Here is a 24,837-nt window from a genome sequence, read left to right as displayed (position 1 = left end):
GGGTTTTCCTGCATTGCAACCAATTTTGAGAGACGCTTGGAAGCGCGCAGAGCAACCGGGTTGCACCATTGATCCGAATAATGGTTGCGATTGCGATTTCGACAGGCAAAAAAAAGCGCGCCGCAAGGCGCGCTTCGGTGTTCCGCAGGTGCGATGCGGCAATCAGGCAGCGGGCGGCAGGTTCAACCCGCGCGGCAGCGGAAACGACACGTTTTCCTCGATGCCGTCGAGCGCGCGCACATTGCGCACACCGAGTTCGCGCAGTCGCGCGATCACGGCCTGGGCGAGCACTTCGGGGGCCGACGCGCCGGCCGTCACGCCGATGCGACGCTTGCCTGCGACCCATGCCGGATCGATCTGGTCGGGTGCATCGACCATGTACGCGTCCACGCCGCGCTTCTCGGCCACTTCACGCAGGCGGCTCGAATTCGAGCTGTTCGGGCTGCCGACGACGATCACGACATCGCACTGCGGCGCCATGAACTTCACGGCGTCCTGGCGGTTCTGCGTCGCATAGCAGATGTCCTGCTTCTTCGGCTCGCGGATCTTCGGATACTTGGCCTTCAACGCGCCGATGATCTCGGCTGCGTCGTCGACGGACAGCGTCGTCTGCGTGACGAGCGCGATGCGTTCGGGATCGGCGAGCTCGAGCTTCTGCACGTCCTCGACGCTCTCGACGAGATGCATGCCGCGCTCGACCTGCCCCATCGTGCCTTCAACTTCCGGATGGCCCTTGTGCCCGATCATGACGATGTCGACGCCGTCCTGGCGCATCTTCGCCACTTCGACGTGCACCTTCGTGACGAGCGGGCAGGTTGCGTCGTAAATGCGCAACCCGCGCACGTCGGCCTCGTCGCGCACGGCCTTCGACACGCCGTGCGCGCTGAAGATCACGGTATTGCCGGCCGGCACTTCCTCGAGTTCCTCGACGAAGATCGCGCCTTTCTTCTTCAGATCCTCGACCACGTACTTGTTGTGGACGATCTCGTGACGGACATAGATCGGCGCACCGTGCATCGCGATGGCGCGCTCGACGATCTCGATCGCGCGATCGACGCCCGCGCAGAAACCGCGCGGCTGGGCCAGCAGGATTTCGGCATCGGCGGCGACGGTCTGCCCGGACAGTGTATCGGTGGTGCTCATGATTACAGGATTCCGATGATTTTCACTTCGAACGTGAGCGCTTGGCCCGCGAGCGGATGATTGAAGTCGAACAGTGCCGAGGTTTCGCTGACTTCCTTCAGCACCCCCGCGTATCGGCCGCCGTCCGGTGCGTTGAACTCGATCAGTTCGCCCGGCGTGAAATCGTCGCCGACCATCCCGTTCTCGCGCAGCGTCGACAGCGTCACGCGCTGGAGCATGTCGGGATTGCGGGGACCGAACCCCTGCTCGGGGGCTAGCTGAAAAGTCGAATGGTCGCCGACCCTGAGGCCGATCAGAATCTGTTCCAGCGACGGCGCCAGTTGCCCCGCGCCGAGCAGCAGCGTGGCTGGCTTGTCGGTGAAGGTGTTGACGATATCGGCGCCGTCGGCCAGTGCCAGCCGGTAATGCAACGTGACGTGGGAACCGGGCTTCACTTCGGATAGATCGATGAGGCTCATGAATTACTCGTTCAGTCGGCGCCCGATACGGCCGAACGGCCCGGCGCAAAACTAATATTGTAAGTCACCTGAGCGCGCAAGGCGGAAAGTGCGACGACGTCGCGCACACCGCCCGCCGCCAATGGAGTTTCAAGCATGCTGTCACCCTGCCCAGCCTTGCCGTCCGTCGAATGCCGCGACAGCACCGATCTGCCGGCCGATCCGCCCGGCCGCGTCATCCCGATCCACCGGCGCAAGCGCCGCCTGCGCGGCTGGCGGCCCGAGCGGCCACGCGAGCGATTGCTGGAGCGCGGGCCGGCGGCGCTGACCGACGACGAACTAGTCGCCCTGCTGCTCGGCACGGGCAAGCCCGGGCACGACGTGTTCACCACCGCCCGCGCACTGGTCAAGCAGTTCAAGTCGTTGCACGGACTGCTCGAGGCGACCACCGACGATTTCGAGGCGCACCCCGGCATCGGCCCCGCGCGCTCCGCGCGGCTGGTTGCCGTCATCGAGATCGCGCGTCGCATGCTGAAGGAGAAAGCGCACGAGAAGAAGCCGATCGATTCACCCAGCGCGGTCGAGGACTATCTGCGGCTGAAGATCGGCGCGCGTCCGTACGAAGTGTTCGCGGCGGTCTACCTCGACGCGCGCCACGGCCTGATCGACATGGAGGAAATCACCCGCGGCTCGCTGACGCGCATGGCCGTCTACCCGCGCGAGATCGTGCGCCGCGCGATGGCATACAACGCCGCGGCCCTGATCGTCGCCCACAATCATCCGTCTGGCGCGGTGCAGCCGAGCGCGGAAGATCGCCGCCTGACCCGCGTGCTGCACGACGCGCTCGCGCTCGTCGATGTCAGGCTGCTCGATCACGTCGTGATCGGCACCAGTGATACTTTTTCGTTCGCACGGGCCGGTTGGATGTAGACTGTGTGGTTGCGGCCCGCCCAAGGGCGCCGCAACGGTGATGCGAAATTAGGTTTGATTTTTCTGAACTTTTTCTGCTAGAATCGCCGTCTGTCTTTTTTCCAACCAGTTCTAGCCATCGAAGGGCCTTGTCTGTAAGGGCTTCGGCGTTCTGAGTGCAGCCATGGATCACGTGGCGGTACGATGGAACCTTCATCGGCGATCGAACCCCGAATTTAGCGTATTAGGAGTGCTCTCATGGCACGCGTATGCCAAGTAACTGGGAAAGCGCCGATGAGCGGCAACAACGTTTCCCACGCCAACAACAAGACCAAGCGTCGCTTCCTGCCGAACCTGCAAAACCGCCGGTTCTGGGTTGAGAGCGAAAACCGCTGGGTGCGCCTGCGCGTCTCGAACGCCGGCCTGCGCCTGATCGACAAGAACGGCATCGATTCCGTGCTCGCTGACCTGCGCGCACGCGGCGAAGCCTAAGCCCAAGGAGCACAATCATGGCAAAAGGCGCACGCGACAAGATCAAGCTTGAGTCGACCGCTGGTACGGGTCACTTCTACACGACCACGAAGAACAAGCGCAACATGCCGGAAAAGATGGCGATCAAGAAGTTCGATCCCGTCGTCCGCAAGCATGTGGAATACAAAGAAACCAAGATCAAGTAATCTCCGGTTTCTGCCAGCCTGACGGCGACCGAAAAGCCCCGCACATGCGGGGCTTTTTGTTTTGCGCGCACGCTCCGGCGCGACGCGGTATGCTCTCCCCTTTCCGCGGCCACGGCCGCCGGAACGCACAAGATCAAAAGCGTAACGATGGAGATGCAGCATGAAATTCGACGTGGCGATCGTCGGCAGCGGCCTGGCAGGGCTGTCGGTCGCACTCAACCTGGCCAGCACGCGACGTGTCGCGCTGATCGCGAAGCGGTCGATGATGGAGGGCGCGAGCGATAACGCGCAAGGCGGCATCGCGGCAGTCCTCGATTCGGCGGACAGCATCGAGAACCACGTCGACGACACGCTGGTCGCCGGTGGCGGCTTGTGCGACGAAGGCGCGACGCGCTATATCGTCGAGCACGGCCGCGAAGCAATCGAATGGCTGATCTCGCAGGGCGTGCCGTTCACGAAGGACGACGCGGCCGAGCTCGGCTTCCATCTCACGCGTGAAGGCGGCCACAGCCACCGCCGGATCATCCACGCGGCCGACGCGACCGGCCATGCGGTGCTCGCCACGCTGTCGGCACGTGCGCGCCAGCATCCGAACATCACGTTCTTCGAAAACCACCACGCGATCGACCTGATCACGTCGGACCGGCTCGGCCTGCCCGGCCGCCGCTGTCACGGCCTGTACGCGCTCGACGTCGACAACGACCGCACGATCACGATCGAGGCGCCGCATACGGTGCTCGCAACGGGCGGCGCCGGCAAGGTCTACCTGTACACGACGAACCCCGACACCGCGACCGGCGACGGCATCGCGATGGCGTGGCGTGCGGGCTGCCGCGTGTCGAACATGGAATTCATCCAGTTCCACCCGACCTGCCTGTTCCATCCGTACGCGAAGTCGTTCCTGATTTCCGAAGCCGTGCGCGGCGAAGGCGGCCTGTTGAAGCTGCCCGATGGCACGCGCTTCATGCCCGCGCATGATCCGCGCGCCGAACTCGCGCCGCGCGACATCGTTGCGCGCGCGATCGACTTCGAGATCAAGAAGCGCGGGATCGACTGCGTGTATCTCGACATCAGCCACCAGCCGGAAGCGTTCCTGCGCGAACACTTCCCGACGATCCACGCGCGCTGCCTCGAATTCGGCATCGACATCGCGAAAGAGCCGATTCCCGTCGTGCCGGCCGCACACTACACGTGCGGCGGCGTCGTCACCGATCTCGCCGGGCGCACCGATCTCGCGGGCCTGTATGCGGTCGGCGAAACGTCGTACACGGGGCTTCACGGCGCGAACCGGCTCGCGAGCAACTCCCTGCTCGAATGTCTCGTGATCGGTCGTGCCGCGGCCGAAGCGATCGAGGCAGCCGGCTTCGATGCCGAAACGCCGGCCACGCTGCCCGCATGGGATGAAAGCCGCGTATCGGATGCGGACGAGGAAGTCGTCGTTGCGCACAACTGGGACGAGCTGCGCCGCCTGATGTGGAACTACGTCGGCATCGTGCGCACCGACAAGCGCCTCGAACGCGCGAAGCACCGGCTGTCGCTGCTGCGCGACGAGATCCAGGAGTACTACGCGAACTTCCGCGTGACGCGCGACCTGCTCGAACTGCGCAACCTCGTCGACGTGGCGACGCTGATCGTGAAGAGCGCACACTCGCGCCGCGAAAGCCGCGGGCTACACTACAGCCGCGACTGGCCGAACTCGCTGCCGAAGGCACTGCCGAGCGTGCTCACGCCGCGCGCGCGTCGCTGAGCGGCACGCCCTTCCCGGCTGCGGTCGCACAGGAAAAAAGCCGTTGGCGTTTGCGCGCCAACGGCTTTTTTGTCTGATCGAACGCGTTCGGTCAGTCGACGATCCGCATCGAATAGTCCGTCGCGCGCACGTCCTTCGTCAGCGCGCCGATCGAGATACGGTCGACCCCCGTTTCCGCGAACGCACGCACTGTCTCGAAATTGACGCCGCCCGACACTTCGAGCACGGCCTTGCCGTTCGCCACACGCACCGCTTCACGCATCATGTCGAGCGTGAAGTTGTCGAGCAGCACCGACTGCGCGCGATGTGCGAGCGCCGTATCGAGTTGTGCAAGCGTCTCGACTTCGACCTGCACGGGCACGCCCGACTCCAGCGCAAATGCTGCGTCGAGCGCCTCGCCGACACCGCCTGCCGCCGCGATGTGGTTTTCCTTGATCAGGATGCCGTCGTACAACGCGAGACGCTGGTTCTCGCCCCCGCCGACGCGCACCGCGTACTTCTGCGCGAGCCGCAGGCCCGGCAGCGTCTTGCGCGTATCGAGGATCTTCGCGCGCGTGCCTTCGACGCGATCGACGTAACGACGCGTCGCGGTCGCGACGCCCGACAGCAACTGCAGGAAGTTCAGCCCGTTGCGCTCGGCCGTCAGCAGCGCGCGCGCCGGCCCTTGGAGTTCGCAGACGGTCGAATCGGGCGACATCCGGTCACCTTCGCGATAGCGCCATTGCACGACGATCGACGGATCGATCCGGGCAATCACGGCCTCGAACCACGGCACGCCGCACAGCACGGCTTCCTCGCGCACGATGATGCGTGCACGGCGACGTCCGCCGGCCGCTACGAGCCGCCCGGTCTGGTCGCCGGTGCCGACGTCTTCCGCGATCGCATCGGCCACGTTGCGCGCGATCGCATCGTCGAATGCCGCGCCGTATTGCTCGCGGACGATGTTGAACAGCGGGGATACTGCGGAACTGGTCATGCAGCCCCCACGTTCGCGAACAGTTGCTGGTCACGCTGCAGATCGCCGCTCGCCTGCACGCGCTTCTTGTGCGCGGCCGCGAAATCGAGCATCCGGTCGATCGGAAGGCGTGCGCGCTCGCCGATCGCGGGATCGACGAAGATCTCGTTGTGACCGCGCTCAAGCACGTCGGCGAGGTTCGCGAGGCCGTTCATTGCCATCCACGGGCAGTGCGCGCAGCTCTTGCAGGTAGCGCTGTTGCCGGCCGTCGGCGCGGCGATGAAGGTCTTGCCGGGCGCCGCAAGCTGCATCTTGTGCAGGATGCCGAGATCGGTCGCGACGATGAAATGCGTCGCGTCGAACTTGACCGCCGCATCGATCAGCTGCGTGGTCGAGCCGACCACATCGGCCTGCGCGACGACGTTTTCCGGCGATTCGGGGTGGACGAGCACCTTCGCGTCCGGATACTCGGCGCGCAGCAGGTCGAGCTCGATGCCCTTGAATTCGTCGTGAACGAGGCACGAGCCTTGCCACAGCAGCATGTCCGCGCCGGTTTTCTTCTGGATGTAGCTGCCAAGATGGCGATCCGGCGCCCAGATGATCTTCTCGCCGCGTGCATGCAGGTCGGCCACGATCTCGAGGCCGATCGACGACGTGACCATCCAGTCCGCGCGCGCCTTCACGGCAGCGCTGGTATTCGCGTAGACGACGACGGTACGGTCGGGATGTGCATCGCAGAACGCCGAGAATTCGTCGACGGGGCAGCCGAGGTCGAGCGAGCAGGTCGCGTCGAGATCGGGCATCAGGATGCGTTTGTTCGGGCTCAGGATCTTCGCGGTCTCGCCCATGAAGCGCACGCCGGCGACGACCAGCGTCTGCGCGTCGTGGTCACGGCCGAAGCGGGCCATTTCGAGCGAATCGGCGACACAGCCGCCGGTTTCGTCGGCGAGCTCCTGCAGCTCGGCGTCGACGTAGTAGTGCGCGACCAGCACGGCCTTTTCACGCACGAGCAATGCCTTGATGCGCGCTTTCAGCGCGGCCCGCTCTTCGGCGGACGGTGCATCGGGCACCTTGGCCCATGCCTGCCCCACGCCGCATACGGTCCCTGCTGCAACGGGCCGGTCGTACTCGACGGGTTTGATCGTCGATTGCATCTCCATATCTCCTGTCGATCAGAGTTAGCGCTTTAGCGCTTACTCTGATCCCATGCTTTGCGGTCGATCAGCGTTAGCGCTTCGGCGCCCACTCCGATCCTAGCCCTGGAACAACACTTCCACGCTGCCCCAAGCCTCATACCAATCCGGCCCTGCCGAACACCGTTCAGAAACTGCCGGACCAAATAAAAAACCCCGCCAACGCGGGGTTTTTGACGTCCTTAGATTCTAATCGATTTCGAATCAGGCGTAGCGGCGCAGGCGCGTCGCGAATTCCTGCAGCGCCTTGATGCCGCTTTGTTCTGCGCGATGGCACCAATCCTGCAATTGCGCGAGAAGCTGTTCGCGCGATGCGGTCGAACGATCCCAGATCGCGGCGAGATCCTGGCGCAGCTGGAAATAGGTTTGCAGCTTCTGGCTGTTCGCGAAGATTTCCGGCAGCAGCTTCTTCTGCGGCTCGTCGAGGCCGTCGGCGTCCTTGTGGAACCACTTGCGCGCGCCGCGCATCATCTGGTACTTCTCGCCGCCGATTTCCTTCAGGTGCGCGAGCTCCTGGCGGTACGCACGCTTCACGGCCTTGCCGTAGCGCGCCATCACTTCGTAGCGGTTCGACAGCACGGCCTGCAGCGTTTCCTGGTCGAGCACCGTCTTCGGCTTGTTCAGGCGCGGCGTCGGCGCGACCTTCTTGACCTTCGCGAGACCGAATGCCGACATGATGCGGATGTACATCCAGCCGATATCGAACTCGTACCACTTGTTCGACAGCTTCGCCGACGTCGCGAACGTGTGGTGGTTGTTGTGCAGCTCTTCGCCGCCGATCACGATGCCCCACGGGAACAGGTTCGTGCTCGCGTCGGCCGAGTTGAAGTTGCGATAGCCCCAGAAGTGACCGAAGCCGTTGACGACGCCAGCCGCCCAGAACGGAATCCAGACCATCTGCACGGCCCACACGGTCAGGCCGAGCACGCCGAACAGCGCGACGTCGATCACCATCATCATGCTGATGCCGAGGATCGGGTACTTCGAGTAGACGTTGCGCTCGAGCCAGTCGTTCGGCGTGCCGTGGCTGAACTTGCGCATCGTCTCTTCGTTCTTCGCTTCCGCGCGATACAACTCCGCGCCCTCGAGGAACACCTTCCAGATGCCGCGCGTCTGCGGGCTGTGCGGATCTTCCTCGGTCTCGCACTTCGCGTGGTGCTTGCGGTGAATCGCCGCCCACTGGCCGGTCAGCATGCCGGTGGTCATCCACAGCCAGAAGCGGAAGAAGTGGCTCGCGATCGGATGCAGCTCCAGTGCGCGGTGCGCCTGGCAGCGGTGCAGGTAGACGGTCACGCCGATGATCGTGACGTGCGTGACGGCGAGCGCGAACAATGCGACTTGCCACCACGAAAAATGCAGGAGCCCGTGGGAAAGAAAATCGAGCACAGAATTCAACAAGGCAGTTACCCGTGATGAGAGCGACGCCACGCTGGCGTCAGAAGAATGAAAGCATACCGCGTGTAGACCAGAATTTTACTTCAACCGTTCCAAGTCTTTGTAAAAAATGAATATTTTCTTGCCCTGACGCAATCCGCGCGGTCCATGCGCGGACTGGGAAAGGCCCGCGATCCGGTTTCGACCGCAGGATCGGTACGATTGACCGCCCGCGCCCGCTACGCCGCCGGCGCGTGCCCGTCCAGCGCACCGTTGGCCGCTGCCGCGTCCGCTGCGGGAAACCCGTCCGGCAACCCGACCACGCGCACTTCCCGCTGCGGGAACGGAATCGAGATCCCGTGCTCGCTGAACAGCCGCCAGATGTTGCGGTTCACGCTCGAACGCACGCCGGACGTGCCTTTCGCCGAATCCTCGATCCAGAAGCCGAGCTCCAGGTCGATCCCGTCCGCGCCGAAACTCACGAGGTACGGGGTCGGCGCGGGCTCGGCCAGCACGCGCGGCACACCCTTGGCCGCATCGGCGAGCAGCGCGAGCGCCTGCTCGACATCGCTCGTGTACGCGACCTGCACGGCGACCTTCGCGTAACCGCGCGTCAGGTACGACGACTGGTTCTGCACGACGTCGGTGATCAGCTTTTCGTTCGGGATCAGCGTCTCGTTGCCGTCGAGGCCGCGCACGACCGTGTAGCGCGTGCGGATCTGCGTGACGACGCCTTGCAGGCCGCCGACGCTGATCGCATCGCCGAGCCGCAGCGAGCGGTCGAGCAGGATGATGAAGCCCGACACGTAGTTGCTGGCGATCTTCTGCAGCCCGAAACCGAGGCCGACACCCACCGCGCCGCCGAACACGCCGAGCACGGTCACGTCGATGCCGACCAGCGACAGCCCGATCAGGATCGCCGCGAACACGAGCAGCGCGCGGCCGACCCGCGACAGCACGACCTTCAGGTTCGCGTCGAGCGTGGTCGCGCGCGTGAGGCGATCCTCGAGCACCGAGCCGAGCCACATCGCGACCATCAGCGTCACGCACACCCACAGCGCGCCGGAGATCACCGACAGCAGCGTGAGATGCGCATTGGCGACACGGAACTGCACGCTGTCGAGCCAGCCGAGCACGTCACGCTGGATGCCGAGCACGGTCAGCACCATCGCGGCCCACACGACCGTCGACACGATCTTCTCGACGATCGACAGCCATGCATGCGTGTGGCCGTCGCGCGCGAACACGCGCCGCGCAAAGAAGAACAGCACGTAGATCAGCCCGATGCCGAACAGCGGCACGAGCGCGAGCGACAGCAGCGACGTCGACATGAACGGATCGAACGCGAGCTGCGCGCCGCCCACGAACACGCTGCCGAACAACGGGAACAACGCACGCTTCAGGCTTTGCGCGCCCGCGCCGGGCGCACGTCCGGCCGCCCGGCGGCGCGCGTCGATCCGGCCGTGCACGACGCGCGCGGCCACCCATGCGAAGCACAGCGCGCCGATGAGGATCGCCGCCTGCCAGATCATCACCGGCTGGTGGAAATCGCTGATGACCGATGCCAGCCGGCGCGACAGCAGGCGGCTCTGCAGATTCTCCATCGTCCGTCCGGCCCGCCGTTACTGCGCAGCGCGCCGTTCGAGCACCGCGGCGAAGAAGCCGTCGGTCGCGTGACGGTGCGGCCACAGCGACAGGTAGTCGCCCGTCTCGAGCTCGATGCGCTGGTCGTCCAGCACCTTCTGCGCCGGGACCAGCACGAAGTCGGGATGGTCGGCCAGGAACTGTTCGACGATGCGTTCGTTCTCGGCGTCGAGCACGCTGCAGGTCGCGTAGACGAGCCGGCCGCCCTTCTTCACCAGGCGCGCGGCGCTCGCGAGGATCGACGCCTGCTTCGGCGTCAGCTCGTCGATCGCGGTGCGCGTCTGGCGCCACTTCAGGTCCGGATTGCGGCGCAGCGTGCCGAGGCCGCTGCACGGCGCATCGACCAGCACGCGGTCGATCTTGCCGGCGAGCCGCTTGATCTTCGCGTCGTGTTCGCTGTCGATCAGCACGGGGTTCACGTTCGACAGCCCGCTGCGCGCGAGGCGCGGCTTCAGCTTCGCCAGGCGCTTTTCCGACACGTCGAACGCGTAGAGGCGCCCGGTCGAGCGCATCATCGCGCCCAGCGCGAGCGTCTTGCCGCCCGCGCCCGCGCAGAAATCGACGACCATCTCGCCGCGGCGCGGCGCGACCAGCGAGCACAGCAGCTGACTGCCTTCGTCCTGCACCTCGATCGCGCCTTCCTCGAACAGTTTCAGGCGCGTCAGCGCCGGCTTGCCGACCACGCGCACGCCGAACGGCGCGAACGGCGTCGCGCCTGCATCGATGCCTTCCGCGCGCAACCCGTCGATGACCTGATCACGGCTGGCCTTCTGCGCATTGGCACGCAGGTCGAGCGGCGCCGGGTAGTTCAGCGCGGCCGCGAGCTGCGCGAGCTCGTCGGCATCGAAACGGGCCGACAATGCCTGGTGGATCCAGTCGGGCAGGTTCGTGCGGATGCGCACCGGCAGGCTCGCCGGATCGATCTTCGACACGTGCTCGAGCCATGCGGCCTCGGTGTCGGACAGGAACGGCTTCAGCGCATTGCGGCCAGCCGTCTGCATCAAGCCGAGCAGCGTGAGGCGCCGCGCAGGCGTGCCCGTGCCGCTCTCGGCGAGGTGCGAAAACTCCATCTTGCGGCGCAGCACCGCGAACACCGCCTCGGCGATCACGCCGCGCTCGGCATGCCCGAGCTTCGGATGCGCGCGGAAGAACCGGCTCGTCGTCGCATCGGCGGGGCCGGCGAACTTCAGCACCTCGGCCAGCAAAGTCTCGGTCTGGCCGATCAGGAATCCGTGCAGTTTCATACGCCCTCACTCGTTTCGGTATGCGGTTGATCCGCGAAAATCCAGCGCGCCTCTTCCGGCGCCACCACTGCACGGCCGTTCTCGAGGCGCAGACGCCCCTCGATGAACCAGCGCACCGCGCGCGGATACAGCACATGCTCGACCGTCAGCACACGCTGCGCGAGCGCGGCCGCGTCGTCGCCCGCGCGCACGGGCACCGCGCCCTGCGCGACGATCGCGCCGCTGTCGAGCTCGGGAATCACGAAGTGCACGCTCGCGCCATGCAGCGCGACGCCCGCGTCGAGCGCCTGCTGATGCGTGTGGATGCCCTTGAAGCTCGGCAGCAGCGACGGATGGATGTTCAGCAGCCGGCCTTCGTATCGTCTGACGAATGCGGGCGTGAGGATGCGCATGAAGCCGGCAAGGACCACGAGATCGGGCGCGAATCGGTCGATCTCGGCGGCGAGCGCCGCGTCGAAGCTGTCGCGGCCGTCGAACGACCGGTGGTCGACCACCGCCGTCGCCACCCCGTGCGACGTGGCAAATGCCAGGCCGGCCGCGTCGGGCCGGTTGGCGATCACGGCCGCAACTTCGGCCGGCCAGCGTTCCTGCGCGCACGCGCGGACGATGGCCTCCATGTTGCTGCCGCGACCGGAAATCAGGATCACGAGTTTTTTCATCCGCGAATTTTACCATTCGCCCCCGCGTTTCCCCCCTTCTCGGCCGCCGGCCCGTCCGAACGTTTATAATCTTCTGCTTTGCGGCATCCCACCGCCCATTCCCCGACGCTGCATCCGCTATCGTGAAAGTCTTCCGCGGCCTGCCCAACGCCGAGAGCCGCGCCCCGTGCGCGCTGACGATCGGCAACTTCGACGGTGTCCATCGCGGCCACCAGGCCCTGCTCGCGCGCGTGCGCGCGGCAGCGGACGCGCGCGGCCTGCCCGTGTGCGTGATGACGTTCGAACCGCACCCGCGCGAATTCTTCAACCCGGCCGGCGCGCCGCCGCGCATCGCGATGCTGCGCGACAAGCTCGAGGCGCTGCGCGATCACGGCGTCGACCGCGTGGTCGTCGAGCACTTCAACCACACGTTCGCGAGCCAGTCGCCGCAGGCGTTCGTCGAACGCACGCTGGTGAACGGGCTGCACACGCGCTGGATGATGGTCGGCGACGATTTCTGCTACGGCGCGAAACGCGCGGGCACCTTCGACACGCTGCAGGCGGCCGGCGCGCAGTACGGCTTCGAGGTCGAGCAGATGGGTACGGTGGCCGGCAGCGACGGCACACGCATCTCGAGCTCGGGCGTGCGCGCCGCGCTCGCGGCCGGCGATCTCGATGCGGCCGCGCAAGCGCTCGGCCATGGCTATGCGATCAGCGGCCACGTCGCGCACGGGCTGAAGCTCGGCCGCGACCTCGGCTTCCCGACGCTGAACCTGCCGATCGCACACAAGCGGCCGGCGCTCGCGGGCATCTTCGTCGTGCAGGTGCACGGCCTCGGCCCCGCCCCGCTGCCGGGCGTCGCGAGCCTCGGCCTGCGCCCGACCGTCGACGATTCGGGCCGCGTGCTGCTCGAAGTCCACCTGCTCGACTGGCACGGCGACGCGTACGGCAAGCTCATCCGCGTCGAATTCCTGCAGAAGCTGCGCGACGAGGCGAAATTCGACGATCTCGAGGCGCTGTCGCGCGCGATCGCGCTGGACGTCGCGAATGCGCGTGCGTACTTCATCGAGCGCGACCGCGCGCCGGGCAGCCGCGCCACGGGCTTCGCGACGTCGGCCACCGACCGAATTAGCTGATCCGGACGGCGGCTGAGCGCCGCACCCTCGCGCCGCTCAGCCGCGCGCATACCCGATTCACGACGCTCGCGCGTCCCCCGAGATTTAGATAGCGATCCCATCATGAGCAACAAGAAAGCCGATTCGAAACCGCAGGCCAAGTATCCGGTCAACCTGCTCGACACGCCGTTCCCGATGCGCGGCGACCTGCCCAAGCGCGAGCCGCAGTGGGTCAAGGAATGGGAAGAGCGCGGCATCTACGAGAAGATCCGCGCGGCCAGCGCCGGCCGGCCGAAGTTCATCCTGCACGACGGCCCGCCGTATGCGAACGGCGACATCCACCTCGGCCACGCCGTCAACAAGATCCTGAAGGACATCGTCGTCAAGTCGCGCAACATGGCCGGCTTCGACGCGCCGTATGTGCCGGGCTGGGATTGCCACGGGATGCCGATCGAGATCCAGATCGAGAAGCAGTTCGGCAAGTCGCTGCCGGCGGCCGAAGTGATGAGCAAGGCGCGCACGTACGCGACCGAGCAGATCGAGAAGCAGAAGGTCGGCTTCAAGCGTCTGGGCGTGCTCGGCGACTGGGCCAACCCGTACAAGACGATGAACTTCGTCAACGAGGCGGAAGAGATCCGCGCGCTCGGCAAGATCATCGAGAAGGGCTACGTGTATCGCGGGCTGAAGCCGGTGAACTGGTGCTTCGACTGCGGCTCGGCGCTCGCGGAAGCGGAAGTCGAGTACAAGGACCGCACCGATCCGACGATCGACGTGATGTTCGCGTTCGCGGAACCGGAAAAGACCGCGCAGGCGTTCGGCCTGCCGGCCCTGCCGCGCGCGGAAGGCGGCATCGTGATCTGGACCACCACGCCGTGGACGATCCCCGCGAACCAGGCGCTGAACCTCCATCCGGAAATCGTCTACGCGCTGGTCGACACCGAGCGCGGGCTGCTGATCATCGCGGAAGAGCGCGTCGAAGCATGCATGACCGACTTCAAGCTGACCGGCCGCGTCGTGGCGACCGCGCCGGGCGTGAAGCTCGCGGGCCTGCGCTTCCACCACCCGCTCGCGTCGGCTCACCCCGGCTACAAGCGCACCGCACCCGTGTACCTCGGCGACTACGTGACGACCGACACGGGTACCGGCGTCGTGCACTCGTCACCCGCGTACGGCATTGAGGACTTCGTGTCCTGCAAGGCGCACGGGATGACCGACTCGGACATCATCAACCCGGTGATGGGCGACGGCCGCTACATCGAATCGCTGCCGCTGTTCGGCGGCCTGTCGATCTGGGACGCAAACCCGAAGGTCGTCGACGCGCTGAACGCGGCCGGCTCGCTGCTGCGCAGCGAGCACTACAAGCACAGCTACATGCACTGCTGGCGCCACAAGACGGCGATCATCTACCGCGCGACGTCGCAGTGGTTCGCCGGCATGGACGTGACGCCGCGCGACGGCGGCAAGACGCTGCGCGAAACCGCGCTCGAAGGCATCGACGCCACCGCGTTCTACCCGTCGTGGGGCAAGCAGCGCCTGTTCAGCATGATCGCGAACCGTCCCGACTGGACGCTGTCGCGCCAGCGCCAGTGGGGCGTGCCGATGGCGTTCTTCGTGCACAAGGAAACCGGCGAGCTGCATCCGCGCACGCTCGAGCTGCTCGAGGAAGTCGCGAAACGCGTCGAGCAGTCGGGCATCGAGGCGTGGCAGACGCTCGACCCGCGCGAGCTGATCGGCGACGACGCGAACCTGTACGAAAAGAACCGCGACACGCTCGACGTGTGGTTCGATTCGGGCACGACGCACTGGCACGTGCTGCGCGGCTCGCACAAGGATCAGCTGCAGTTCCCGGCCGACCTCTACCTCGAAGGCTCCGACCAGCACCGCGGCTGGTTCCACTCGTCGCTGCTCACGGCGTCGATGATCGACGGCCGCGCGCCGTACAAGGGCCTGCTCACGCACGGCTTCACGGTCGACGGCGAAGGCCGCAAGATGAGCAAGTCGCTCGGCAACGGCATCGACCCGCACGAAGTCGCGAACCGTCTCGGCGCGGAAATCATCCGCCTGTGGATCGCCTCGACCGACTACTCGGGCGAGCTCGCGATCTCCGAGGAAATTCTGAAGCGCGTAACCGAAGGCTATCGCCGCATCCGCAACACGCTGCGCTTCCTGCTCGCGAACCTGTCGGACTTCGACTTCGCGCAGCACGCCGTGCCGGTCGACGAATGGCTCGAGATCGACCGCTATGCGGTCGCGTTCTCGCAGCAGCTGCAGACGGAGCTGCTCGGCCACTACGAGAAGTACGAATTCCACCCGGTCGTCGCGAAGCTGCAGACGTACTGCTCGGAAGACCTCGGCGGCTTCTACCTCGACGTGCTGAAGGACCGCCTGTACACGAGCGCGGCCGATTCGCGCGCACGCCGCTCCGCGCAGACCGCGCTGTACCACCTGACGCACGGCCTGCTGCGCGTGCTCGCACCGTTCCTGTCGTTCACGGCGGAAGAAGCGTGGAAGGTGTTCCAGCCGGCCAGCGACACGATCTTCACGGAAACCTACTACGCGTATCCGGAAGTCGACGGCTCGGCCGCGCTGATCGAGAAGTGGGCGCTGCTGCGCGAGGTGCGCGGCAACGTGACGAAGGCGCTCGAGGAGGCACGCACCGCGAACCGCATCGGTTCGTCGCTGCAGGCCGAAGTCGCGGTGCACGCGAGCGGCGCGCGCTACGACGCGCTCACGAGCCTCGGCGACGATCTGAAGTTCGTGCTGATCACGTCGGCCGCGACGGTCGTCAAGGTCGACGACGAAGCGCATGAAAGCGTCGACGTGGCTGCGTCGAAGTACCAGAAGTGCGAGCGCTGCTGGCACTACCGTGAAGATGTCGGTGCGCATGCCGATCATCCGACGCTGTGCGGCCGCTGCTTCTCCAACCTGTTCGAAAACGGCGAAATCCGGAGCGCTGCTTAACTATGGCGAAAACCCTGTCGAAACCGGCCAGCGGCGCGCTCGCGCCCTGGCTCGGCATTTCGCTGATCGTGATCCTGTTCGACCAGCTGTCGAAGATCGCGATCCTGAAGACGTTCGCGTACGGCGCGCAGCACGAGCTGACGTCGTTCTTCAACCTCGTGCTGGTGTACAACCGCGGCGCCGCGTTCGGCTTCCTGTCGACCGCCGGCGGCTGGCAGCGCTGGGCGTTCACCGCGCTCGGCATCGCCGCGACGCTCGTGATCTGCTTCCTGCTGAAGCGTCACGGCCAGCAGCGGCTGTTCAGCCTGTCGCTCGCCATGATCCTCGGCGGCGCACTCGGCAACGTGATCGACCGGCTCGTCTACGGCCACGTGATCGACTTCCTCGATTTCCATCTCGGCGCCTGGCACTTCCCGGCGTTCAACCTCGCCGATTCCGCGATCACGGTCGGCGCGGTGCTGCTGATCTACGACGAACTGCGTCGCGTGCGCGGCTCGCGCTAAGCGCGCATACTCGGCGTCGACGGCCGGCTTCGCGCCGGCCGTTCCGTTTGACCCTTGGAGGCCTGAGTTGGCACACGCAGAACTCGCAGGAAAACACCTCGTTCTCGGCCTGACGGGCGGCATCGCCTGCTACAAGATCGCCGAGCTCACGCGGCTGCTCGTGAAGGCCGGCGCGACCGTGCAGGTCGCGATGACCGACGCCGCCACCCAGTTCATCACGCCCGTCACGATGCAGGCGCTGTCGGGCCGGCCCGTCTACACGAGCCAGTGGGACGCGCGCATCGACAACAACATGGCGCACATCGACCTGTCGCGCGAAGCCGATGCGATCGTGATCGCACCCGCGTCGACGGACTTCCTCGCGAAGCTCGCACACGGGTTCGCGGACGACCTGCTGTCGACGCTGTGCGTCGCGCGCGATTGCCCGCTGCTCGTCGTGCCCGCCATGAACCGCCAGATGTGGCAGAACCCGGCCACGCAACGCAACGCCGCGCAACTGCGCGCGGACGGCGTGTCGGTGCTCGGCCCGGATTCGGGCGCGCAGGCGTGCGGCGAAGTCGGCGACGGCCGCATGCTCGAGCCCGAGGCGATCTACGAAGCGATCGTCGCGCACTTCGCGCCGAAGGTGCTCGCGCACCGGCGCGTGCTGATCACGGCCGGCCCGACGTTCGAACCGCTCGATCCGGTGCGCGGCCTCACGAACCGCTCGAGCGGCAAGATGGGCTTCGCGCTCGCGCGCGCCGCGCAGCAGGCCGGCGCCGACGTGCATCTCGTCGCGGGGCCGGTGGCGCTCGACACGCCGTGGGGCGTCTACCGTCAGGACGTGCAGACTGCCCAGCAGATGTACGATGCGGTCATGCATGCGGTCGCCGATGCCGACATCTTCATCGCGGTCGCTGCGGTCGCCGACTGGCGCGTCGCCCAGCCGGCCGAGCACAAGATGAAGAAGACGGCCGACCACAAGGTGCCCGCGCTCGCGTTCGTCGAGAACCCCGACATCCTCGCGTCGGTCGCGGCGCTGCCCGATCCGCCGTTCTGCGTCGGCTTCGCGGCCGAAAGCGGCGACCTCGACGTGCACGGCGACGAGAAGCGCAAGCGCAAGAACGTGCCGCTGCTGGTCGGCAACCTCGGCCCGCTGACGTTCGGTCGCGACGACAACGAAGTCGTGCTGTTCGAGGCCGCCGGTCTCACGCGGCTACCGCGCGCACCGAAGGACGAACTCGCGCATACGCTCGTCGCGGAAATCGCGAAGCGCCTGCCCGACAATCGCCTGATCTGATCTCCCGCGCGGCGGCCGTCGCTGCCGCGCCCTTCCCGACCCATCCGACGACCGCATGAAACTCGACCTGAAGATTCTCGACGCGCGCATGCGCGACTACCTGCCCGCCTACGCGACCACCGGCAGCGCGGGCCTCGACCTGCGTGCGTGCCTCGATGCACCGGTCACGCTGCAGCCGGGCGAAACGACGCTCGTGCCGACCGGCCTCGCGATCCATCTCGCCGATCCCGGCTACGCGGCACTGATCCTGCCGCGCTCGGGCCTCGGCCACAAGCACGGCATCGTGCTCGGCAACCTCGTCGGCCTGATCGATTCCGACTACCAGGGCCAGCTGATGGTCTCGACTTGGAACCGCGGCCAGACCGAGTTCGTGCTGAATCCGTTCGAGCGGCTCGCCCAGCTCGTGATCGTGCCGGTCGTGCAGGCGCAGTTCAACATCGTCGACGACTTCGCCGAAAGCGATCGTGGCGAGGGCGGCTTCGGCAGCACCGGCCGTCACTGAACGACGCAACGAAAAAAGGGGCCTCGCGGCCCCTTTTTCCATTCCTTCGCCGTCACTCCTCGACGGCTTGCGCGATCCGCGCGGGCGCCAGGTCGCGCTGCCGCGATTGAGCCACGATCGCGTAGATCACCATCGCGACCAGCACCCCGAGCAGCACCGCCGACGAGCCGATCGTGCCGAGCGCGAGTCCGCCCTTCGCCACCGGCTTCGTGAGCAGGTCGCCGACCGTCGCACCGAACGGACGCGTGAGCACGAACGCGGCCCAGAACAGCAGCACGCCGGAGATACGCGTGAAATAGTGCGCCAGCACGATCACCGCGAGCAGCCCGCCGATCAGCAGCGCGCCGCCACCGAAGCCGAGCCCCGAGCTGTCCGCGAGGAAGTCACCGAGCGCAGTACCGAGCGTGTTGGAGAACAGGATCGCGATCCAGTACAGCAGCTCGACCTTGCGCGTGCGGATCAGGTCGACCGACAGCGATTCGCCGCTGAGGCGCCACACGGCGAAGATCGCCAGCAGGATCGCGACGAGAATCGACGAGCCGGCCGCATAGCCGAGGCCGAGCGTGCGGTCCATGAAGTCGGACATCGTCGTGCCGGCCGTGCTCGTCGCGACGATCACGGCCCAGTAGATCGCCGGGCGATAGCGTGTCGTCCTGAGCTGTGCGCCCAACGTCACGAGAAAGAAGCCGAACAGCAGGATGGAGCTCACCGCGTAGCCGACGTTCAGCGTCATCGACAGCAGGTCGCCGCCGGTTTCGCCGAGCGTCGTCGCGCAGATCTTCATGATCCAGAACGCGAGCGTGATTTCGGGAAGTTTGTTCATTCGAACCCCTTTTTGCAGGAAAGCGGCGGGCCAGCGCATGCCGGCCTGCCTTGCAGACAGGATCGAATGTAGTCGCCGCAGGCTTAACGGAACCTTAGCGAGCGGCGAATCGGCGCGTGCGGGCCGCGCCGTGACCCTCAACGTGCGTGTTGGTGCCGGTAATGCAGCGCGTATGCGAGGGTGAGCAGCACGACGAACACGACGCCGACCACCATCGTCATCCGGAATTCGCGCGTGAACGCGGTCGTGAACAGGATCGCCGCGACGAGGCCCGCACCGAGCAGGCTGCCGAACGGGTGCCCCCACATCCGGAATGCGAGCGCGGGGCCGCGATAGCGCGAACGGAAGCGCAGGTGCGTGACGAAGATCATCAGCCACGTGAACAGTGCGCCGAACATCGCGATCGCCATCATCACGGTGAACGCGGTGTCGGGCGCCAGCGCGACCAGCACGGCCGCAACCGCGACACCGCTCGTCGAGATCCACAGCGCCGCGCGCGGCACGCCGTTCGTGCCGAGCCGGCCGAACACCGCGGGCGCGAGCCGCGCACGCGACAGGCTGAACATCATCCGCGTCGTCACGTAAAGCTGGCTGTTCATCGCCGACAGCGCCGCGATCAACAGCACGAAGTTGATCACGCCTGCCGCGTACGGCACATGCGTCGCGGCCATCACCTTCACGAACGGGCTTTCGTCGGTGCCGGCCTGCGTCCACGGCACGATCGCGAGCATCAGCGACAGCGTCAGCAGGTAGAACAGCACGAGCCGGAACACGGTCGAGCGGAACGCGCGCGTGACCGCGTGCTGCGGATCGCGCGCCTCGCCGGCTGCAATTGCGACAGCTTCGATGCTCATGTAGCTGAAGATCGCGACGATCACCGCGACCCAGGTGCCCCACGGCCCCTTCGGCATGAAGCCGCCGTGCGCGGTGTAGTTCGCGAAACCGATGCCCGACGCGGCCGGCGCCGACCACACGAGATAGGCGCCGAGCACGATGAACACGACGATCGCCGCGATCTTCAGCAGTGAGAACGCGTATTCGACCGTGCCGTACAGCGTGACGCTCGCGAGGTTCACGGCGATCAGCAGCGCGGAGAAGCCGATCACCCAGTACCAGCCGGGCACCGCCGGGAACCAGTATTTCATGAACACGGCGATCGCGCTGATCTCGGTGCCGATCGCGAACACGACCGCGAACCAGTACGCATAGCGCACCAGGAAACCCGCCAGCGGGCCGACATAGTGCTCGGCGTACGCGCCGAACGAGCCGGCCGTCGGATGGGCGACTGTCATTTCCGCGAGCGCGCCCATCAGCAGCAGCGCGATCAGCGCGCCGATCGCATACGAGACCAGCACGCTCGGGCCGGCGAGCCCGATCGCGAACCCGCTGCCGAGGAACAGCCCCGTACCGATCGCGCCGCCGATCGCGATCATCGCCATCTGCCCAGACGTCAGCGCATGGCGCAAACCCTGTTCGCGCGCGACGATGTCGTCGAACGTCCGTTGTTGTTGTGTCACTGTGTTGCCACTCCCCTGCACCACCATCGCGCCGCCGGCGCCAGATAAAACGAAACGGCGCGGAAAACATCCCGCGCCGTTCGCATGAACTACCCGATTATCGCTTACTCGACTTCGACCGCCTCTTCGTTCGGCTTGTGCGGCGGGTTCCCGAGCTTGTCGAACGACAACTGCACCTTGTCGCCTTCGTCGACGTCGACCGTCACGTGACCGCCGTTCAGCAGCTTGCCGAACAGCAGTTCGTCGGCCAGCGCACGGCGGATCGTGTCCTGGATCAGCCGCTGCATCGGCCGCGCGCCCATCAGCGGGTCGAAGCCGTGCTTCGCGAGATGCTTGCGCAACGCGTCGGTGAAGAGCGCGTCGACCTTCTTCTCGTGCAGCTGTTCCTCGAGCTGGATCAGGAACTTGTCGACCACACGCATGATGATTTCCTCATCGAGCGAGCGGAAGCTGATGATCGAATCCAGACGGTTGCGGAACTCCGGCGTGAACAGGCGCTTGATGTCGGTCATCTCGTCGCCCGTTTCACGGCGCGTCGTGAAGCCGATCGTCGCCTTCTGCATCGACTCGGCGCCCGCGTTCGTCGTCATGATGATGATGACGTTGCGGAAATCCGCCTTGCGGCCGTTGTTGTCCGTCAGCGTGCCGTGGTCCATCACCTGCAGCAGCACGTTGAAGATGTCCGGATGCGCCTTCTCGATTTCGTCGAGCAGCAGCACGCAGTGCGGCTTCTTCGTGACGGCTTCGGTCAGCAGGCCGCCCTGGTCGAACCCGACGTAGCCCGGCGGCGCGCCGATCAGGCGGCTCACCGCGTGACGCTCCATGTATTCCGACATGTCGAAGCGGATCAGCTCGATGCCGAGCGTGAACGCGAGCTGGCGCGCCACTTCGGTCTTGCCGACGCCCGTCGGGCCGGAGAACAGGAACGCGCCGATCGGCTTGTCCATCTTGCCGAGGCCCGCGCGCGCCATCTTGATCGACGCAGCCAGCGCGTCGATCGCCGGATCCTGGCCGAACACGACACTCTTCAGGTCCCGGTCGAGCGTCTGCAGCTTGCTGCGGTCGTCCTGCGATACGCTCTGCGGCGGCACGCGTGCGATCTTCGAGATGATTTCCTCGATCTCGCTCTTGCCGATCGTCTTCTTCTGCTTCGACTTCGGCAGAATGCGCTGGGCGGCGCCCGCTTCGTCGATCACGTCGATCGCCTTGTCCGGCAGGTGACGGTCGGTGATGAAGCGCGCCGACAGTTCGGCCGCGGCCGACAGCGCACCCGACGAATACTTGACGCCGTGATGCTCCTCGAAGCGCGACTTCAGCCCGCGCAGGATCGCGACCGTCTGCTCGACGGTGGGCTCCGTCACGTCGACCTTCTGGAAGCGCCGCGACAGGGCCGCGTCCTTCTCGAAGATGCCGCGATATTCGGTGAACGTGGTCGCGCCGATGCACTTGAGCACGCCCGACGACAACGCCGGCTTCAGCAGGTTCGACGCATCGAGCGTGCCGCCCGACGCGGCGCCCGCGCCGATCAGCGTGTGGATCTCGTCGATGAACAGGATCGCGTGCGGACGCTCCTTCAGCTCCTTCAGCACCGTCTTCAGACGCTGCTCGAAGTCGCCGCGGTACTTGGTGCCCGCGAGCAACGCGCCCATGTCGAGCGAATAGACCTGCGCGTTCGCGAGGATGTCCGGCACTTCGCCGCGCGTGATGCGATAGGCGAGCCCTTCCGCGATCGCGGTCTTGCCGACGCCGGCCTCGCCGACGAGCAACGGATTGTTCTTGCGGCGGCGGCACAGCACCTGGACCACGCGCTCGACCTCGGGCTCGCGACCGATCAGCGGATCGATGCGGCCGTCCTTCGCCATCTGGTTCAGGTTCTGCGTGAATTGCGCGAGCGGCGTTTCCTTCTGCGCATTCGCGTCTTCGCTTTCCGCGTTCGCGTCAGCCGACTTCGCGGCTTCGCCGCTGCTCGTCTTCGCGATGCCGTGCGAAATGAAGTTCACGACGTCGAGGCGCGTGACGCCCTGCTGCTGCAGGTAGTACACGGCGTGCGAATCCTTCTCGCCGAAGATCGCGACCAGCACGTTCGCGCCGGTCACTTCCTTCTTGCCGTTCGACGTCGACTGGACGTGCATGATCGCGCGCTGGATCACGCGCTGGAAACCGAGCGTCGGCTGGGTATCGACATCGTCGGTACCCGGGACGGTAGGTGTGTTGTCGTGGATGAAATTGCGCAGGTTCTGACGCAAGTCCTCGATGTTTGCCGCGCACGCGCGCAACACCTCGGCTGCCGTCGGATTATCCAGCAGAGCCAGCAGCAAATGCTCGACCGTAATGAACTCATGGCGCGCCTGGCGTGCTTCCATGAACGCCATGTGCAGGCTGACTTCCAATTCCTGGGCAATCATGCTTCCTCCATCACGCACTGCAGCGGATGCCCGGCCTGCCGCGCATGGGTAACGACTTGCTCAACCTTGGTCGACGCGATGTCCCGCGTATAGACCCCACATACCCCTCGCCCTTCGCGATGGACCTTCAGCATGATCTGCGTGGCCGTCTCGCGATCCTTCTTGAAATACTCCTGGACCACCATCACGACGAATTCCATCGGCGTGAAGTCGTCGTTCAGCAGCACCACCTTGTACATCGAAGGCGGCTTGAGCTTCTGCTGCTTGCGTTCCAGGACGGTGCTGTCCTGCTTGTCCGGGATAATCGCCATACACCCATTCTAAACAACTCGGACAGGCCCGCAATCCTGCCATTACCCGACCGACCGGCCGGCGCCCTCCCCGGAATCCCGGAACACGCGATCTTCTTCGCGCCATACGAAAGCCGGCTGCGGTGCCGGCTTTCACGCGTGGCGCGGAACACGAACCGTCAGGGGAACCGCACCGGAACGTCGTGTCCGCATCCAGTATCCCACAAGCCGGGACGACTCGAACGCGTGTCACTCGAGCCTGGTATATGAGCCGATTATGCGGCTTTTCAAGACCTCGCGCTCGGCCGCGTTCTGCTAAGCAAAGCCGGAAAAACCCTGAAAATGGGTTCTTTACAACGTCCCTCTAAACGTCTAAAAATTCCACTTGACACTCCAATAAAGAGCGCCAACAATCAAGCTGGCACTTTTTTCAATTTGCCGGTTGGCAAAATGAAAGAGGCCGAGGTGAGCTTGTGAGGGGGGAACGGCTGCGTTTTCAGGTCGTTTAGCTTTTCGAGCGTGCTCGTGGTAAGTAGCAGCGACTGTGTGACAGGGGAAGTAGGAAATGGCAACTGGTATCGTTAAGTGGTTCAACGACGCGAAGGGCTTCGGTTTCATCACTCCCGATGAGGGCGGTGAGGATCTGTTTGCGCACTTCTCGGCTATCACCATGAATGGCTTCAAGACGCTGAAGGAAGGCCAGAAGGTGAGCTTTGACGTCGTTCAAGGACCGAAGGGCAAGCAAGCGTCGAACATCCAGGCCGCATAAGGCACCGGATATCAGACGAAGAAACCCGGCGCATGTATTGCGCCGGGTTTCTTTATTTGAGGCCGGCCAATCGATTATCGATTGGCCGGCCTTTTCGTTCAATCCCGATAATTGAACACACATTGTCTTGTCACACGCGCAGATCGGATACTCATCCCGCGCGTGAAACATAATCACCACTCGTTACACGACCTTCAGCGTGCCCATCATGCCGAGATCCTCGTGTTCGAGAATGTGGCAATGAAACATGCGCTCTCCGGGCATGTCTTGCGTGACGAGAATCGTCACGGTTTCGCCGCTGCGCACGTTCACCGTATCGCGCCACGCGCGGAACGGTTCGCTCGTGCGCGAACCGCCCGACGCGCGCTCGATCACCTGGAACTGCGTGCCGTGCAGGTGGAACGGGTGATCCATGTCGGTGCCGTTGCGGATCGTCCAGCGCTCGACGTCGCCACGACGGCTCGTCAGCGTCGCGCGATGCGGCGCGTAGATGTCGCCGTTGATCGTGAAGCGCATGCCCGCCGGGCGGCCGTGCGCCGCGCCCTTCATCATCGCGTCCATGTCCATCTCTTCGCCGAACGCGACCGCCTTGTGCGCGACCGGCTCGCCCAGCGGCGGCACCGCGCGCAGGGTCGTCGGCAGCGCGCGTGCGGCGGCCGGCGCGAATGCGACGTCGGCCAGGGCCAGCGCCGGATCGGGCGGCAGGCTACCA

General features: G+C 65.5%; 23 protein-coding genes. 10 read left to right on the top strand and 13 right to left on the bottom strand.

The window, feature by feature from the left end; all coding sequences use genetic code 11:
* Window positions 1-162: 162 nt before the first annotated feature.
* Window positions 163-1,143, bottom strand: a complete 981-nt coding sequence (ispH, locus tag F3J15_RS19475) for a 4-hydroxy-3-methylbut-2-enyl diphosphate reductase (protein WP_011352949.1) — start codon at window positions 1,141-1,143, stop codon at window positions 163-165.
* A 2-nt stretch (window positions 1,144-1,145) separates the two neighbouring features.
* Window positions 1,146-1,601, bottom strand: a complete 456-nt coding sequence (locus tag F3J15_RS19470; protein WP_046544593.1) for a peptidylprolyl isomerase — start codon at window positions 1,599-1,601, stop codon at window positions 1,146-1,148.
* A gap of 135 nt (window positions 1,602-1,736) precedes the next feature.
* On the opposite strand from F3J15_RS19470, the gene radC reads away from it, so the two are divergent.
* From radC to nadB, 4 genes are all read left to right on the top strand, one after another.
* Window positions 1,737-2,510, top strand: coding sequence for a DNA repair protein RadC (gene radC / locus F3J15_RS19465; RefSeq protein ID WP_069248655.1), 774 nt, complete (start codon window positions 1,737-1,739; stop codon window positions 2,508-2,510).
* A 237-nt stretch (window positions 2,511-2,747) separates the two neighbouring features.
* Window positions 2,748-2,981 carry a 50S ribosomal protein L28 gene (gene rpmB / locus F3J15_RS19460; protein WP_004186391.1) on the top strand — a complete coding sequence of 78 codons (234 nt, stop codon included), beginning with the start codon at window positions 2,748-2,750 and terminating at the stop codon, window positions 2,979-2,981.
* A 17-nt stretch (window positions 2,982-2,998) separates the two neighbouring features.
* Entirely contained in the window at window positions 2,999-3,166 is a 168-nt protein-coding gene (gene rpmG / locus F3J15_RS19455) for a 50S ribosomal protein L33 (protein ID WP_006478046.1), read from the top strand.
* A gap of 160 nt (window positions 3,167-3,326) precedes the next feature.
* Complete coding sequence (nadB, locus tag F3J15_RS19450; protein ID WP_046544591.1) at window positions 3,327-4,913, top strand: L-aspartate oxidase; 1,587 nt, start codon at window positions 3,327-3,329, stop codon at window positions 4,911-4,913.
* 91 nt (window positions 4,914-5,004) lie between these two features.
* Here the strand turns inward: nadB and nadC are convergent, their stop codons facing one another.
* The 6 genes from nadC to purN form a co-directional block, all read right to left on the bottom strand.
* Window positions 5,005-5,889 carry a carboxylating nicotinate-nucleotide diphosphorylase gene (gene nadC, locus F3J15_RS19445; RefSeq protein WP_166893502.1) on the bottom strand — a complete coding sequence of 295 codons (885 nt, stop codon included), beginning with the start codon at window positions 5,887-5,889 and terminating at the stop codon, window positions 5,005-5,007.
* Window positions 5,886-7,022 (bottom strand): quinolinate synthase NadA, encoded by a 1,137-nt coding sequence (nadA, locus tag F3J15_RS19440; protein ID WP_059816346.1) that lies wholly within the window; start codon window positions 7,020-7,022, stop codon window positions 5,886-5,888. The genes nadC and nadA overlap by 4 nt, the downstream gene beginning before the upstream one ends.
* A gap of 243 nt (window positions 7,023-7,265) precedes the next feature.
* Window positions 7,266-8,459: an acyl-CoA desaturase gene (locus F3J15_RS19435; RefSeq protein ID WP_069248656.1), complete on the bottom strand. Its 1,194-nt coding sequence runs from the start codon at window positions 8,457-8,459 to the stop codon at window positions 7,266-7,268.
* A gap of 215 nt (window positions 8,460-8,674) precedes the next feature.
* Window positions 8,675-10,039, bottom strand: a complete 1,365-nt coding sequence (locus F3J15_RS19430) for a mechanosensitive ion channel domain-containing protein (protein WP_166893500.1) — start codon at window positions 10,037-10,039, stop codon at window positions 8,675-8,677.
* Between the two features lie 18 nt (window positions 10,040-10,057).
* Window positions 10,058-11,323 (bottom strand): RsmB/NOP family class I SAM-dependent RNA methyltransferase, encoded by a 1,266-nt coding sequence (locus tag F3J15_RS19425; RefSeq protein WP_069248658.1) that lies wholly within the window; start codon window positions 11,321-11,323, stop codon window positions 10,058-10,060.
* Window positions 11,320-11,982: a phosphoribosylglycinamide formyltransferase gene (gene purN, locus F3J15_RS19420; RefSeq protein ID WP_166893498.1), complete on the bottom strand. Its 663-nt coding sequence runs from the start codon at window positions 11,980-11,982 to the stop codon at window positions 11,320-11,322. The genes F3J15_RS19425 and purN overlap by 4 nt, the downstream gene beginning before the upstream one ends.
* Before the next feature lie 122 nt (window positions 11,983-12,104).
* Here purN and F3J15_RS19415 point away from each other — a divergent pair, with 122 nt between their 5' ends.
* The 5 genes from F3J15_RS19415 (at window position 12,105) to dut (ending at window position 18,321) form a co-directional block, all read left to right on the top strand.
* Entirely contained in the window at window positions 12,105-13,097 is a 993-nt protein-coding gene (locus tag F3J15_RS19415) for a bifunctional riboflavin kinase/FAD synthetase (RefSeq protein ID WP_089446268.1), read from the top strand.
* A 102-nt stretch (window positions 13,098-13,199) separates the two neighbouring features.
* On the top strand, window positions 13,200-16,037 hold the full coding sequence (gene ileS / locus F3J15_RS19410) for an isoleucine--tRNA ligase (protein WP_166893496.1): 2,838 nt from the start codon (window positions 13,200-13,202) through the stop codon (window positions 16,035-16,037).
* Window positions 16,038-16,039: 2 nt separating this feature from the next.
* Window positions 16,040-16,540 carry a signal peptidase II gene (gene lspA, locus F3J15_RS19405; RefSeq protein WP_069248662.1) on the top strand — a complete coding sequence of 167 codons (501 nt, stop codon included), beginning with the start codon at window positions 16,040-16,042 and terminating at the stop codon, window positions 16,538-16,540.
* 67 nt (window positions 16,541-16,607) lie between these two features.
* Window positions 16,608-17,819, top strand: a complete 1,212-nt coding sequence (coaBC, locus tag F3J15_RS19400; RefSeq protein WP_166893494.1) for a bifunctional phosphopantothenoylcysteine decarboxylase/phosphopantothenate--cysteine ligase CoaBC — start codon at window positions 16,608-16,610, stop codon at window positions 17,817-17,819.
* A 55-nt stretch (window positions 17,820-17,874) separates the two neighbouring features.
* Window positions 17,875-18,321, top strand: coding sequence for a dUTP diphosphatase (dut, locus tag F3J15_RS19395; protein WP_021160741.1), 447 nt, complete (start codon window positions 17,875-17,877; stop codon window positions 18,319-18,321).
* Between the two features lie 52 nt (window positions 18,322-18,373).
* Here the strand turns inward: dut and F3J15_RS19390 are convergent, their stop codons facing one another.
* The 4 genes from F3J15_RS19390 to clpS form a co-directional block, all read right to left on the bottom strand.
* Window positions 18,374-19,144 carry a hypothetical protein gene (locus F3J15_RS19390; protein ID WP_089440848.1) on the bottom strand — a complete coding sequence of 257 codons (771 nt, stop codon included), beginning with the start codon at window positions 19,142-19,144 and terminating at the stop codon, window positions 18,374-18,376.
* Between the two features lie 137 nt (window positions 19,145-19,281).
* Window positions 19,282-20,661, bottom strand: coding sequence for an amino acid permease (locus F3J15_RS19385; RefSeq protein WP_059709661.1), 1,380 nt, complete (start codon window positions 20,659-20,661; stop codon window positions 19,282-19,284).
* Between the two features lie 104 nt (window positions 20,662-20,765).
* The gene (gene clpA / locus F3J15_RS19380) at window positions 20,766-23,066 is read right to left on the bottom strand and encodes an ATP-dependent Clp protease ATP-binding subunit ClpA (RefSeq protein WP_069248665.1); all 2,301 of its coding nucleotides are present in this window, start codon (window positions 23,064-23,066) and stop codon (window positions 20,766-20,768) included.
* Window positions 23,063-23,377: an ATP-dependent Clp protease adapter ClpS gene (gene clpS / locus F3J15_RS19375; protein WP_006398529.1), complete on the bottom strand. Its 315-nt coding sequence runs from the start codon at window positions 23,375-23,377 to the stop codon at window positions 23,063-23,065. Before clpS ends, clpA begins: the two co-directional genes overlap by 4 nt.
* A 544-nt stretch (window positions 23,378-23,921) precedes the next feature.
* Here clpS and F3J15_RS19370 point away from each other — a divergent pair.
* The gene (locus tag F3J15_RS19370) at window positions 23,922-24,125 is read left to right on the top strand and encodes a cold-shock protein (RefSeq protein ID WP_006478030.1); all 204 of its coding nucleotides are present in this window, start codon (window positions 23,922-23,924) and stop codon (window positions 24,123-24,125) included.
* 183 nt (window positions 24,126-24,308) lie between these two features.
* Here the strand turns inward: F3J15_RS19370 and F3J15_RS19365 are convergent.
* Window positions 24,309-24,837, bottom strand: a 529-nt coding sequence (locus tag F3J15_RS19365) for a multicopper oxidase domain-containing protein (protein ID WP_166893492.1), incomplete at its 5' end; no start/stop codon positions are given.

This window comes from Burkholderia sp. Ap-955, from assembly GCF_011753045.1.
Classification (GTDB): domain Bacteria; phylum Pseudomonadota; class Gammaproteobacteria; order Burkholderiales; family Burkholderiaceae; genus Burkholderia; species Burkholderia lata_D.
This window is presented reverse-complemented; position numbering and strand designations above follow the sequence as displayed.

What these genes read in the sequence shown, in the direction of transcription:
- F3J15_RS19470 (WP_046544593.1), bottom strand. Translation starts at nt 1,601, where the DNA reads ATGAGCCTCATCGATCTATCCGAAGTGAAGCCCGGTTCCCACGTCACG.
- rpmB (WP_004186391.1), top strand. Translation starts at nt 2,748, where the DNA reads ATGGCACGCGTATGCCAAGTAACTGGGAAAGCGCCGATGAGCGGCAAC.
- ispH (WP_011352949.1), bottom strand. Translation starts at nt 1,143, where the DNA reads ATGAGCACCACCGATACACTGTCCGGGCAGACCGTCGCCGCCGATGCC.
- ileS (WP_166893496.1), top strand. Translation starts at nt 13,200, where the DNA reads ATGAGCAACAAGAAAGCCGATTCGAAACCGCAGGCCAAGTATCCGGTC.
- F3J15_RS19430 (WP_166893500.1), bottom strand. Translation starts at nt 10,039, where the DNA reads ATGGAGAATCTGCAGAGCCGCCTGCTGTCGCGCCGGCTGGCATCGGTC.
- rpmG (WP_006478046.1), top strand. Translation starts at nt 2,999, where the DNA reads ATGGCAAAAGGCGCACGCGACAAGATCAAGCTTGAGTCGACCGCTGGT.
- F3J15_RS19390 (WP_089440848.1), bottom strand. Translation starts at nt 19,144, where the DNA reads ATGAACAAACTTCCCGAAATCACGCTCGCGTTCTGGATCATGAAGATC.
- dut (WP_021160741.1), top strand. Translation starts at nt 17,875, where the DNA reads ATGAAACTCGACCTGAAGATTCTCGACGCGCGCATGCGCGACTACCTG.
- nadA (WP_059816346.1), bottom strand. Translation starts at nt 7,022, where the DNA reads ATGCAATCGACGATCAAACCCGTCGAGTACGACCGGCCCGTTGCAGCA.
- nadC (WP_166893502.1), bottom strand. Translation starts at nt 5,889, where the DNA reads ATGACCAGTTCCGCAGTATCCCCGCTGTTCAACATCGTCCGCGAGCAA.
- lspA (WP_069248662.1), top strand. Translation starts at nt 16,040, where the DNA reads ATGGCGAAAACCCTGTCGAAACCGGCCAGCGGCGCGCTCGCGCCCTGG.
- clpS (WP_006398529.1), bottom strand. Translation starts at nt 23,377, where the DNA reads ATGGCGATTATCCCGGACAAGCAGGACAGCACCGTCCTGGAACGCAAG.
- clpA (WP_069248665.1), bottom strand. Translation starts at nt 23,066, where the DNA reads ATGATTGCCCAGGAATTGGAAGTCAGCCTGCACATGGCGTTCATGGAA.
- nadB (WP_046544591.1), top strand. Translation starts at nt 3,327, where the DNA reads ATGAAATTCGACGTGGCGATCGTCGGCAGCGGCCTGGCAGGGCTGTCG.
- F3J15_RS19370 (WP_006478030.1), top strand. Translation starts at nt 23,922, where the DNA reads ATGGCAACTGGTATCGTTAAGTGGTTCAACGACGCGAAGGGCTTCGGT.
- radC (WP_069248655.1), top strand. Translation starts at nt 1,737, where the DNA reads ATGCTGTCACCCTGCCCAGCCTTGCCGTCCGTCGAATGCCGCGACAGC.
- purN (WP_166893498.1), bottom strand. Translation starts at nt 11,982, where the DNA reads ATGAAAAAACTCGTGATCCTGATTTCCGGTCGCGGCAGCAACATGGAG.
- F3J15_RS19425 (WP_069248658.1), bottom strand. Translation starts at nt 11,323, where the DNA reads ATGAAACTGCACGGATTCCTGATCGGCCAGACCGAGACTTTGCTGGCC.